The sequence below is a fragment of the Leptolyngbya sp. CCY15150 genome (genome assembly GCF_016888135.1).
Taxonomy (GTDB): Bacteria; Cyanobacteriota; Cyanobacteriia; order RECH01; family RECH01; genus RECH01.
The window spans coordinates 63,132-75,775 of the sequence record NZ_JACSWB010000132.1; the positions used below are offsets into that span (position 1 = coordinate 63,132).

Annotated in this window: 11 protein-coding genes; 6 read left to right on the forward strand and 5 right to left on the reverse strand. The window is 52.8% G+C overall.

Annotated elements, in window-relative coordinates:
• Nucleotides 1-76: 76 nt before the first annotated feature.
• A complete protein-coding gene (locus JUJ53_RS03500; protein ID WP_204150595.1) occupies nt 77-730 on the reverse strand; it encodes a glutathione S-transferase family protein in 654 nt (217 codons plus the stop codon).
• Between the two features lie 98 nt (nt 731-828).
• Nucleotides 829-1,422, reverse strand: a complete 594-nt coding sequence (locus tag JUJ53_RS03505) for a TetR/AcrR family transcriptional regulator (RefSeq protein ID WP_204150596.1) — start codon at nt 1,420-1,422, stop codon at nt 829-831.
• Nucleotides 1,423-1,828: 406 nt separating this feature from the next.
• On the opposite strand from JUJ53_RS03505, the gene gltB reads away from it, so the two are divergent.
• Nucleotides 1,829-6,415 (forward strand): glutamate synthase large subunit, encoded by a 4,587-nt coding sequence (gltB, locus tag JUJ53_RS03510; RefSeq protein ID WP_204150597.1) that lies wholly within the window; start codon nt 1,829-1,831, stop codon nt 6,413-6,415.
• An 88-nt stretch (nt 6,416-6,503) separates the two neighbouring features.
• Nucleotides 6,504-7,988: a glutamate synthase subunit beta gene (locus JUJ53_RS03515; protein ID WP_204150598.1), complete on the forward strand. Its 1,485-nt coding sequence runs from the start codon at nt 6,504-6,506 to the stop codon at nt 7,986-7,988.
• 170 nt (nt 7,989-8,158) lie between these two features.
• Here the strand turns inward: JUJ53_RS03515 and JUJ53_RS03520 are convergent, their stop codons facing one another.
• Nucleotides 8,159-8,365 (reverse strand): hypothetical protein, encoded by a 207-nt coding sequence (locus JUJ53_RS03520; protein ID WP_204150599.1) that lies wholly within the window; start codon nt 8,363-8,365, stop codon nt 8,159-8,161.
• A gap of 360 nt (nt 8,366-8,725) precedes the next feature.
• Here JUJ53_RS03520 and JUJ53_RS03525 point away from each other — a divergent pair, with 360 nt between their 5' ends.
• Nucleotides 8,726-9,208 carry a hypothetical protein gene (locus JUJ53_RS03525; protein ID WP_204150600.1) on the forward strand — a complete coding sequence of 161 codons (483 nt, stop codon included), beginning with the start codon at nt 8,726-8,728 and terminating at the stop codon, nt 9,206-9,208.
• Nucleotides 9,209-9,346: 138 nt separating this feature from the next.
• Here JUJ53_RS03525 and JUJ53_RS03530 read toward each other — a convergent pair whose 3' ends face one another.
• Nucleotides 9,347-9,628: a hypothetical protein gene (locus JUJ53_RS03530; protein WP_204150601.1), complete on the reverse strand. Its 282-nt coding sequence runs from the start codon at nt 9,626-9,628 to the stop codon at nt 9,347-9,349.
• Between the two features lie 565 nt (nt 9,629-10,193).
• On the opposite strand from JUJ53_RS03530, the gene JUJ53_RS03535 reads away from it, so the two are divergent.
• The 3 genes from JUJ53_RS03535 (at nt 10,194) to JUJ53_RS03545 (ending at nt 11,408) form a co-directional block, all read left to right on the forward strand.
• Nucleotides 10,194-10,376, forward strand: a complete 183-nt coding sequence (locus tag JUJ53_RS03535) for a CsbD family protein (RefSeq protein ID WP_204150602.1) — start codon at nt 10,194-10,196, stop codon at nt 10,374-10,376.
• A 235-nt stretch (nt 10,377-10,611) separates the two neighbouring features.
• Nucleotides 10,612-11,091 carry a CsbD family protein gene (locus tag JUJ53_RS03540; RefSeq protein ID WP_239124742.1) on the forward strand — a complete coding sequence of 160 codons (480 nt, stop codon included), beginning with the start codon at nt 10,612-10,614 and terminating at the stop codon, nt 11,089-11,091.
• A 164-nt stretch (nt 11,092-11,255) separates the two neighbouring features.
• The gene (locus JUJ53_RS03545; protein ID WP_204150603.1) at nt 11,256-11,408 is read left to right on the forward strand and encodes a lmo0937 family membrane protein; all 153 of its coding nucleotides are present in this window, start codon (nt 11,256-11,258) and stop codon (nt 11,406-11,408) included.
• A gap of 177 nt (nt 11,409-11,585) precedes the next feature.
• Here JUJ53_RS03545 and JUJ53_RS03550 read toward each other — a convergent pair whose 3' ends face one another.
• The gene (locus tag JUJ53_RS03550) at nt 11,586-12,317 is read right to left on the reverse strand and encodes a 2OG-Fe(II) oxygenase (RefSeq protein WP_239124743.1); all 732 of its coding nucleotides are present in this window, start codon (nt 12,315-12,317) and stop codon (nt 11,586-11,588) included.
• Between the last annotated feature and the right edge of the window lie 327 nt (nt 12,318-12,644).

Below are 12,644 nucleotides of genomic sequence, written 5' to 3' on the forward strand. Positions count from 1 at the left end.
CATGCATCATCTTGAAGTTTTTGCATTGAATCTTGGTGTTGCTGAAGGACTAGCTATCTGCGATCGCTCCCTGCACCTAAGACGCTCGGGCTATCTGTTGCTGGCGACGTTTAATCTTCAACGATACCCAGCGTTTCCAGATCGCAAACGATGCATCATCCGGATTTGTTTCATCCCATGTGGGGCGAGCGGTAATTTGATGATACCAGGTGGCGATCGCTGGATAGTCGTTGAAATCCAACCCTAGCCGGTGCAGTAATGGAAGTACGGTGCCAACGGTGATATCGGCTAAAGAGATCCCGTCACCTCCGAAGAAGGGAGCATCGCCCAACTGCTCAGATAAGAATGTCAGGATCCGCTGTAGCTCCTCGGTGGCCTGAGTTGGTTCAGGATTGAGCACCCATGGAGGTAGCTGGGACATCAGCTCATTGGTGGCAACCATCTGCACCATGCGCATCTTAGCGATCGCTTCTGGAGATTGGGGTACCAGTGATGGGGTTGGATACTGGGCTTCTAGATAGTCCAAAATCGCTAGAGATTCCAGAATGCGCAAGGAACCATCGACGAGGACTGGTACATGGTGAAAGGGATTGAGGGACAGAAACTCGGGCTGAAACTGATCGCCATTGAGGTTCACTACAACGGGCTCGAAGGCAAGTCCTTTTTCGAGAAGGGCAATCCAAACGCGGCGGGCAAAGGGGGACAGGGGATGGTAGTAAAACGTCAGCATGGAGTCTCCTGGGGATGGGGTGAAAAGCAAGACCGATCGGTCTTTTTTAGGGTAAGAGTATCAGTGGTTCGGCAGCGATCGCCTTCAGTCCATGGGGATCAAGACCGCTGCAACTGATCGATATAGTCGTTCAAGTGCGCCTGGACTCGCTGCAGATGAATGCGATCGCCGTAGAGCTGGGTGAGCATCAGGGCTCCTTCGAGGGTGGCGATCAGCAACGTCGCCACTCCATCAGCTTGGATCTCTGGCTGCAGATCTCCTGCCGCCACCCCTTTTTCCACAATCCGACGGATCAGCTTACGCCACTCGTCCATGGCGGCCTGCACCCGCTGGCGCAGGATCGGGTGGGTGTCATCACTCTCGATGGCGGTGTTGAGCAATGGGCAACCCCCTTGAATGGGTGGATCATCTAGGTTGGTCACAAAGGTATGAACGACAGCCTTGAGACGGGCGATCGCCCCTCGATGGTCTTTCAGAACCTGGATATAGCGGCGGCTAACTTGGTGAACTGCAAACTCAAAGGCAGCGATCGCCAACTCGTCTTTGCTGGCAAAGTGGTTGTAAATACCGCCTTTTTTCAGCCCGGTTGCCTGCATAATGTCCGCCATGGACGAGCCTGCATAGCCCTGCTGGTTAAACACATCCGCTGCTTGCCGGATGATCGTCAATTTGGTTTCTGCAGCTTTTGCCATGGTTAGGATGTATCTAAGAGACCGATCGGTCTTTTTATGAAACTATCAGAGAAAAAAGAGTTTGACAAGGGACTAACCTAGGCTCTTCGCTGAGCAGCTATCCCTGGTATAGAACCAGTCTAGATTCCAGGCTTCTAGACCGGCATTTATGAGCTAATGCATGAAATCGGATTTAAAAATGTCGCGATTTGATGAAAAATAGGGGCCACTTGGGTTTCAATTGCAAAGAAATAATGCAGAGACCACCCCTAGACTCTGACGATTTTATTAAGAGGCAGTAGCGAATCGGTTTCTTGTTAGAGAATACGAGTCTAACGATGAGCAGCGATCATCCGAAGAAACCTAGAACATCCATCAGGTTTTGATCGAGTTCTAGGGGTTTCATGTCGTGATCAATCCTTGATAAATGAACAGTCACACTCCGCCGCCGAAACAGGGCCTCTACGACCCCCAATTTGAACACGACGCCTGCGGGGTCGGGTTCGTGGTGAACATGAAGGGGGCTCAGTCTCATTCCATTGTTGACCAAGCATTGACGATCCTTTTGAACTTAGATCACCGGGGTGCAGTTGGGGCTGAACCCAATACCGGTGACGGGGCTGGGCTTCTCACCCAAGTGCCCCATGGCTTCATGCAAAAGGTGGCCGGTCAGCTTGGTTTTGATCTACCTACACCGGGGCAATATGGCGTCGGGATGATTTTTTCCTCCCCCGACCCTGCTGTACGTCAGCGCAGCCGCGAGATTTTTGCCCAGGTTGTGGAGGAAGAGGGACAGACGGTCATCGGTTGGCGGGATGTGCCCACGTGCAACGAGACCTTGGGCGAAACGGCCCAGGCCAGTGAGCCGTTCATGGAGCAGGTGTTCATCCAGCGCCATCCTGGTCTAGACGACGATTGGGCCTTTGAGCGCAAGCTCTACGTGATTCGTAAGCGGGCCTACGTGGCCATTCGGGTGGCGGGGATCAATGCCTTTTGGTATCCCAGCAGCATTTCCTGCCGCACTATTGTCTACAAGGGCATGCTGATGCCGGTGCAGGTGGGGCAGTATTACCCCGATCTCCAGGATCCGGATTTTGCTAGCGCCCTCGGTCTGGTTCACTCTCGCTTTAGCACCAATACCTTCCCCAGTTGGGAGCGGGCTCACCCCTATCGCTACATTGCCCACAACGGTGAAATCAACACCCTGCGCGGCAATATCAACTGGATGCATGCCCGGCAGGCGATGTTTGAGTCGGACTACTTTGGGGATGACCTGAAGCGGGTGCAGCCGCTGATCAATATTGAGGGCAGCGACTCGACGATTTTTGACAATACCCTAGAACTGCTGGCTCTGACGGGGCGATCGCTTCCCCATGCCGTCATGATGATGATTCCTGAACCCTGGTCGGGGCATGAGTCGATGAGCGCTGAGAAGCGGGCGTTTTATGAATATCACTCCTGTCTGATGGAACCCTGGGATGGGCCGGCATCTATTGCCTTCACCGACGGCACCATGATGGGGGCGGTGCTCGATCGCAACGGTCTGCGGCCCGCACGCTACTACGTCACCAAGGATGATTTGGTGATCATGGCGTCGGAGGCCGGGGTGTTGCCCATTGAGCCGGAGCGCATCGCCTATAAAGGACGGCTGGAGCCGGGGCGGATGTTCTTGGTGAATATGGAGGAAGGGCGGATTGTCTCCGATGAGGAGCTGAAGCAGCAGGTGGCCACCGAACAGCCCTATGGTGAGTGGCTGGATCAGTATTTGGTGGAACTAGGTCAGCTTCCCGATGCGCCGGTGCCAACCCTTGAGTCTACGAACCTGCGGCAGCGGCAGATTGCCTTTGGCTATACCTTTGAGGAGCTGCGGCTGTTGCTGATGCCCATGGGGCAAAACGGGGTGGAGGCGATCGGGGCTATGGGAACCGATACGCCCCTGGCGGTGTTGTCCAACCGACCGAAGCTGCTCTACGACTACTTCCAGCAGTTGTTTGCCCAGGTGACCAATCCGCCGATTGACTCGATTCGGGAAGAAATCGTCACCTCGCCGATTACCACCATTGGCAGCGAGGGCAATTTGCTGAAGCCTGCGCCTCAGAGCTGTCAGTTGATCAAGCTAAAAACGCCGGTGCTCAGTAATGAAGACTTGGCCAAGCTCAAGGCGCTGAAGACGGGGCCATTTTGTTCCACAACCCTACCCATAACCTTCCCGGCTGAAGCGGGAGTGAAGGGGCTGGAGGCCGCCTTGGAGGATCTCTATCGTCAAGCAGACGAAGCGATCGCCTCAGGAACGGCCTTACTCATCTTGAGCGATCGCGCTGTGGATGCTGACCACGCTGCGATTCCGGCTCTGCTGGCCGTGGCAGGGCTGCACCATCATCTGATCCGCACCGGCACCCGCACCCGCGTGGGGCTGGTTCTAGAATCGGGCGAACCCCGAGAAGTCCATCACTTTGCGGTGCTGATTGGCTATGGCTGCGGGGCGATCAACCCCTACCTGGCCTTCGAAACCCTGGGGGATATGGTGGCCGACCAGAGCCTACCCGGTGTGGACTACGCCACCGCCTGCAAGAACTACATCAAGGCGGTCACCAAGGGCGTGATCAAGATCGGCTCGAAGATCGGCATTTCCACCATCCAGAGCTATCGGGGCGCGCAGATCTTTGAAGCCATTGGTCTCAATCAATCGGTGATCGATCGCTACTTCTCTTGGACAGCCTCGCGCATTGAGGGGGTGGATCTAGCGGTGATTACCCAGGAAGCCCTGCTGCGCCACCACCATGGCTTCCCCGATCGCCCCTTGGCCCATCCCACCTTGGATGTGGGCGGTGAATATCAATGGCGTAAGGACGGTGAAGAGCACCTGCTCAGTCCCCAGTCGATTCACCTGCTGCAGCAGGCGGTGCGGGAGAACAACTACGACCTGTATAAGCAGTATTCTGCCCTGATCAATGCCGATGGTCAGAAATTTTTCCGCCTGCGGGATCTGCTGGACTTCAAAGACCGCCAGCCCATTCCCATCGACGAGGTGGAACCGATTGAAACGATCATGACCCGCTTTAAGACCGGGGCCATGAGCTACGGGTCGATTTCCAAGGAGACCCATGAGGCCTTGGCGATCGCCATGAACCGCATTGGGGGGCGATCGAATACGGGGGAAGGTGGCGAAGATCCGGAGCGCTATACCTGGACGAATGACCAGGGCGACTCGAAAAACAGCGCCATCAAGCAAGTGGCGTCCGGGCGCTTTGGCGTCACCAGTCTATATCTATCCCAGGCGCGCGAGCTACAGATCAAAATGGCCCAGGGGGCTAAGCCCGGTGAAGGCGGACAGCTTCCCGGTCTCAAGGTCTATCCCTGGATTGCTAAGGTGCGCCACTCCACCCCCGGTGTCGGTCTAATTTCCCCGCCGCCCCACCACGATATCTATTCCATCGAAGACTTGGCAGAATTGATCCATGATCTGAAAAATGCCAACCGGGCGGCGCGGGTCAGCGTCAAGCTGGTCTCTGAGGTGGGTGTGGGCACCATTGCCGCTGGAGTAGCCAAGGCCCATGCCGATGTGGTGCTGATTTCTGGCTTTGATGGCGGTACCGGTGCCTCGCCGCAAACGTCGATTAAGCACGCGGGTCTTCCCTGGGAGTTGGGTCTGGCTGAAACCCATCAAACCCTGGTACTCAACAACCTGCGCAGCCGCATCGCTGTAGAAACAGACGGACAAATGAAAACCGGACGGGACTTGGCGATCGCCACCCTGCTGGGTGCAGAAGAATATGGATTCTCCACCGCTCCCTTGGTGACTCTGGGCTGCATCATGATGCGGGTTTGTCATAAAAATACCTGCCCCGTGGGCGTGGCCACCCAAAATCCAGAGCTGCGGAAAAACTTCACCGGCGATCCCCAGCATACGGTCAACTTCATGCGCTTCATCGCCATGGAGCTTCGGGAAATTATGGCCCAGCTTGGCTTCCGCACCATTCCCGAGATGGTCGGCCGCACCGATATCCTAGAGGCCCGCAAGGCCATCAGCCATTGGAAAGCCAAGGGCGTGGATATCTCCAAGATCCTGCACCAGCCCGACGTGGATGATTCTGTGGGTCGCTACTGCCAAATCCCTCAGGATCATGGCTTAGATAAGTCTCTGGATATCACCACTCTGCTGGATCTCTGTCAATCTGCCATTGAACAGGGTGAACCAGTTCGCGCTACCTTACCTATTCGCAATATTCATCGCGTGGTGGGTACCATCCTCGGCAACGAAATCACCAAGCGCCATTGGGATGGCTTACCAGATGACACCATCCATCTCCACTTCCAAGGCACGGCGGGACAAAGCTTTGGAGCCTTTGTGCCCCGTGGCGTCACCCTAGAGCTAGAGGGCGATGCCAACGACTATGTGGGTAAGGGACTGAGCGGCGGTAAGATCATTCTTTATCCCTCCAAAGCCTCCACCTTTGTTGCTGAAGAAAATATCATCGCCGGCAACGTTGCCCTCTATGGTGCTACCAGCGGCGAAGCCTACATTCGAGGACTGGTGGGAGAACGCTTCTGCGTCCGCAACTCCGGGGTGGAAACGGTGGTGGAAGGCGTGGGCGACCATGCCTGTGAATACATGACCGGCGGTAAAGTGGTGGTTCTTGGCCCCACTGGGCGCAACTTCGCGGCGGGCATGAGCGGCGGCATTGCCTACGTGCTCGACGAAGCCGGGGATTTTGACCAGCGCTGCAACCCCCAAATGGTGGGGCTAGAACATCTAGAAAATCCGGAAGAGATCCGGGATGTGCATGATTTGATTGAAAAACATGCCCACTATACCCAAAGCGCCAAGGCCTTGCAGATTCTGGCTGAGTGGGATGCCATGGTACCTCGGTTTGTGAAGGTCATGCCCCGCGACTACAAGCGCGTTCTGCAGCATATCCAAAATGCGATCGCCGATGGATTAAGCGGTGATGAAGCCCTCTCAGCGGCCTTTGAGGAAAATGCCCGCGATGTTGCCCGCATTGGCGGCAGCTAACCGTCTCACGGGGTTGGACGAGACGTTGGTTTCGTCCAACCTGTTCTTATTTGACCTATTGCCACTACCTGTTGAGAACACTGCAACTATGGGAAAACCAACCGGCTTTATTGACTACCTGCGGGAAAATGCCGCTGAGGTCGCCCCCCAGGATCGGATCCGCAACTGGGATGAGTTTCACCTGCCCATGGCGGAGGAGAACCTCAAAACCCAAGGGGCCCGCTGCATGGACTGCGGTACGCCCTTCTGCCACACCGGCATCACCCTGAGCCGCATGGCCAGCGGTTGCCCAATTAACAACCTAATTCCCGAGTGGAATGACCTAGTCTATCGCGGGCGTTGGCAAGATGCCCTCGATCGCCTCCATAAAACCAATAACTTTCCTGAATTCACCGGACGGGTTTGCCCAGCTCCCTGTGAAGGAGCCTGCGTCCTAGGCATCACCAATCCGCCGGTGACCATCAAAAATATCGAATATTCCATCGCCGAAAAGGGGTGGGAATCGGGCTGGATTACCCCCAATCCTCCCGCCCAGCGCACCGGCAAGAAAGTAGCGGTGATTGGATCGGGGCCAGCCGGTCTCTCGGCGGCGGATCAGCTCAACCAAGCCGGGCATTGGGTGACGGTCTATGAACGAGCCGATCGCCCCGGTGGACTGTTGATGTATGGCATCCCCAACATGAAGTTGGATAAAAAAGAGGTGGTGATGCGCCGCCTGGATGTCTTAGAAGCCGAGGGTATTACCTTCGTCTGCAACACTGAGGTGGGTCGCGACATTAGTGCTGAGACGCTGACCCAAGACTACGATGCCGTCCTGCTTTGCACCGGTGCTACCCGCCCGCGAGACTTGCCCATTGAGGGGCGATCGCTTCAGGGGATTCACTTCGCCATGGAATTCCTCACCGGCAATACCCGCACCGTTCTCCAAGGCGATGCCACCGAGGACTATATTTCTGCCGCAGGTAAAGATGTGGTGATCATCGGCGGTGGCGATACGGGCACCGACTGCGTTGGCACCTCCATCCGCCATGGCTGCAACACCGTCACCCAGATCGAGATCATGCCCAAGCCACCTGAAACCAGGGCTTCTAGCAATCCCTGGCCGGAATTTCCTAAAGTCTACAAAATGGACTACGGGCAAGAGGAAGCGGCTTCTCGATTTGGCAGCGACCCCCGTGCTTATATCACCACCGCCACGAAGTTTGAGGGTGACGATAACGGTCACGTTAAAGCCGTACACACCGTTCAAGTGCAGTGGGTACGTGATGAGCAGGGACGCTTCTCCCCCCAACCGATTGCCGGCACCGAGGCAGTCATTCCTGCCCAAGTAGTGTTGCTTGCCATGGGCTTCCTCGGCCCCGAGCAACCCTTGATTGATGCCCTGGGCTTGGATCAGGACGGTAGAAGCAACGTAAAAGCCGAGGAGGGTGACTATACCACCAGCATTCCTGGCGTATTTGCCGCTGGCGACTGTCGTCGAGGACAAAGTCTTGTGGTCTGGGCGATCAACGAAGGGCGGGGAGCCGCTCGGGAATGCGATCGCTTCCTCATGGGGCGGACAGAACTTCCCTAGGTGATCCCATGGACGACTGATAGATAACGTATGGAATGCGAGATCCCCGATGCTGTCAACAGGTCGGGGATTTGTGTTGAAGGGAGCTCATGCACATTGATGCTGATGTTGGAACGGGGTATCAAGTCCGGTCGAAGATTCACGGCTGGGACATTCTGCATTCAATGCTTCTAGGCAGCTTCGACCAAGTGCCAACCCCGACGTTCGAGGCTACGCAGAGAACCACCATCTTGTCCGTAGTTCCATGCCTTGGTCGGCAGCACCATAATCAGAGCATAGCCGGACGTCACGCTGGAGGTTAGAGCTTCCACATATCCTTCCAGATAGCCCCGCAGCGGATCATGACAAGCAACTTTGCACCCCACTTTCCAACCCATGATGACCAACTCCCTACGATGAACTAGCCCGTTGATTCGTTGTTTCAACCTAGGTTTATTATGGGGGCGATCGCTTAGGAAACCCGTGATGCTGCTGGCATAGCACGAGTGATTATACCGAGGCTTTCATGGAATGCGGATCAGATCTGGGCATGATCGTCCGCAGTTTTACCAGTGATCCATGTCACATTATTGAGGAATGGATCAGAGGCCGGTTTTTGTAGTGCTGCTCATGATGGAGGGGCGGTGCCATGGTAGCTGTCGAGGTAGCACATGCTTATGCGCATATATTGCAGTTTTAATATGCGCATAGTTGAGTTAGGCTATATGCACATGGTTTCCCATCAGCAAAAACAACCTATGGCAAGCATCAATATCTATGTGCCAGACGACTTGAAGGCACAAATGGCCAACGTAGAGACAAACTGGTCAGAAATTTGTCGGGCGGCCATTGAGGCAGAACTCGATCGCTTGGAGGTGGCGTCCATTCCGCAGGATCGAGGTACAGCGGACGTTGGTAATGGCGATCGCCTAGTCTCCATTCCTGTTGACCAGCGCTTGGTTGCCAAAACAGCGATCATCAAATTCAATGACAAGCGCTATAACCGTGCATCGGCGACTGTGATCGACATCGGCGACTGGCTGAGCAAGGTCAAGGGAACGGTGCGATCCACAAGCACCGTGGGTGGAAAAATGAGTGATTTGCTAGATGGGCGCTATGACGCAGATATGCTGATTCCAGGAGAACCGTGGCGATCAGGCTATTTTAAGCTTGACCTTCAGGTTAGCTTTGTCTATTCACTGCCTGAAGAAGAGAACATCATCGTCCAAGATGCAGAGTAATGTGCGTTCGACGAAGCTCAGCACCATCGACGATCTGATCCAGACATCATAGCGAGTCTGTCTATTGACCTATCTCCTAGGACGCGATCGCCCTTCCCTTTGACGTCTCCGGAGGGAGACCTGCCGTAACCAAATTGATTAGACTCGGCGATCGCGTTCGATATCAAAAATCGCTTTTTCCCAATACCATTGCTCCGAGCGCTCCGGATAGCGTTGTCGTAGTTGTTCAACTAACCGTAGTGCTACAGCACGGTTGCCGCCATTCAAACGTATGAGTTGCTTTTTGGTTTGTGGCAGCGATCGAGACTGGGACGTGGATGAGGAACGGGGTCGCGATAGTCCACGCTTCCTTCGCTGAGAGCGAGATATCACGACGACAACCACAACTAGAATGACAATAGCCAGCGCAATAGAGGTCATACCGTTAACATCAGCTCTATCCATCATCTAGGCACTTAGAGCAAGCGCTAGAAACGGACGAGGCTGCTTTGTATCAATACTTTATCAACTAACGCTTGAGCGTTTCCTCTAAGATAGTAGCACTATTGCCTATCCAAGATCGCTACAGTAAGCCTGTGATGTTGTCCGGTACTCAAGTTTAGACCGTGCCCTCTCGTCTTAAGGGTCTGCCTGTCTCTCCGCCAAAATACGGAGCATTGGAAAATATTATTTCACACCTAAGGTAGATGAACTGACTTGGCATCATCGCTTAAGCTAAGTTTAACAAGGAAATTTTCACATGGTTAAACATTTACAGCTATGTTGATTGTTTTCTTGCATTAAGTCTTGTTGTCCAACAGGGGATGATGTCTAAACCTTGAAGTTACGATAGCTTGAGGTTACGATTAATATCGTATTTAGATAATTCATCCTAAAGGTAGAGTGAGTCTATGATGTGAACGCTCTACTCTGATAAGTAGGCAATGTTGTTAACAACCTACGGTTCAACAAGCCTTGAGTTCAAAAATTAGTCTAGGAGACAATCATGGGATTAGCAGATAAAGCCAAAGCAGCCGCTAAGAACGTTGAAGGTAAGCTTCAAGAAGCTAAGGGCAATGTCACTGGCGACACCAAAGATCAGCTCGAAGGCAAAGCCAAGCAAGGTGAAGCAAGGGTTCGTAATGCTGGTGAAGATGTGAAAGATGAAGTCAAGAAAGCGATTGATTAGTCAATCATCTAGTAATTATCTGGGGCGATCGCTCTAGATAATCAATCGCCGAAGATATAAAGCTATCAGCCTAACATGATGACTTGTCTATCATCTTAATGGATGGAACTGACGGGAAATTGCTGTGGGCTGATGCTATCACACCATAAACACCGTGTTTTATCGCTGATAGCTCACGCGTGTTTATGAGTTGTGACACTGTAGAAAATGTTGGGAGATTAACTCTATGATGTTCATGCAAAAAATTCGTCGCTTTTGTTTAGCCACTCTAGCTGTGGTGTTTACAACGATGATGACGCTTGGTCTTGGTTCTGCCACTAGCTGGGCTTCCATGCTGCCTACGTCATCCACAGGCTCATCCACCTATCTTGCATCTATGGGACGCGCTGAAGCGGTTGCTAAGGGTGCTGAAGGCAGAACCCAAGAGGCGATTGGTAACGTAACAGGCGATCGCCAAGATCAACTGATGGGGAAGGCCAAGCAGGTTGAAAGCCAAGCTCGTAATGTAGTAGAAGATGCCAAGGATGGCATCGACAGTCTATCAGATCGCGCAAAAGCTGCTTCAGATATCGTTGGTGGTAAAGCCCAAGAAGCTATGGGTAATGTCACGGGCGATCGCCAAGATCAGCTCATGGGCCAAGCCAAGCAAGCTGAGGGAGAAGCCCGCAATGTTGTGGAAGACGTGAAAGACAGAATTCAAGATATGTTCAACTAAACGTCTTAGTGAAGAACCAGTGCACGTAGTTTTGGGGTATAAAGGTGTATAAAGTATTTATTTATACCTAAGTATCTTGCCCAGTTGTTCTCGTCATTCTGTTTCAACTGGGCTCAAATGTTACTACTTTCATCAGGCCAGATCTATTACAACAGAGAACTATCATGGTTAACTTAATCTGGACAGCAGTTGTTGTTCTGATCATTCTTTGGTTACTAGGCTTTTCGGTCAGCATTGGTGGGGGATTAATCCACTTGCTGCTAGTGTTGGCATTAATCGGCATTGTTTATAATTTGCTGACAGGACGCCGCGTCTAGAATAGCCGTAGAACCTACACGTTGAACTTGCTAGTAAGCCTCTTTGACAAGGGATAAACGATCCCAGAGAGCGATCTTCGGCGTTGCTGAATGAAGATATAAAGTCGGAATGTGAGTAAGATGCTGACAGTTCGTTAAAGCCAGCCATATCGCAATTCAGTAACGCCCCATCTTCTTCTAAGGCTTCCGTTTTGAACGAGCGATCGGCATGAAGCCACGTCTACCCTTATCCGGTGATTGGGTCTGAGAAGAAACAGAACGGTTGGCAGATGCATGATCTAAAAAGTGTTGGTTTTGCTCTCGTACTTGGGCCGCTGCATCATCATACAGAAAAGGTAGATAGGCATATCGTCGCCCCGCTGTCACGGGCGTTGCCTCATGCAGCAATGAACAGGAAAAGACAACGGCACCACCTGCCGGTGCGCTGTAGGTTTGACGCCCAAACTCTGGAAAACGCAATAGCCCACCGTCGTAAGCCCCTGTATTGAGATTAAGCGATACAGCAAATCGACGGTGGGCTGTCCCTTTGGTTGTATTATCTCGATGAGGGCGAAAAAATCCCCCTGTGATACTATCATAGCAAGATATGATATGGCGCTCAATACGGGTAGCGTGAAATTGAAAAGCCTTGGCTATCTCAGGCACTAAGCGATCGTGGATGCGAAACATAGCCATATTGCGCAGGTTTTGATTCAAAATTTCCTGATCTTGCCGACGCTTGAAGCTTGGATCTGAAATTTGTACAGTCTTACCATTCATATCTCTCATAAATCCAGACGCTTCACCTCCTAGCTGATCGTAGTAGGCGATCAAGTCCTCACACAACTCTGGTTCAAAAATACGAGGTATGACTAAAACTGGAGCTTGAACCGTAGCTAATCCTTCAGGCAAGTTCGGCAGTTGAGACAATATATCGAGCAGTTGGGGAATATGGGTTTGCGGCTGAGGTTGGACAGGGACAACTGCTAAAACCCGTAGGCGCTCATCAAGTAAATATGTACAGGAATGATATTGACCTGTTTCGCCAACAACGCCAAACTGTTGACTGAGAGAACAATCGATATCCCAGAAAAATCGAATGCCGGGAATCTGCTCTTTCAGCCGACCCTGACGTTGATCCTCTGGATCTGTGCTGACTCCAAAAAAACTAGGGCGGCAAAACTAGCTGGAGAGCCTTCTGCTCCAGGTTAGCTAAATAAGCTGCAGGGGAACGTCGAAAATGCCGTTGTTGATTGC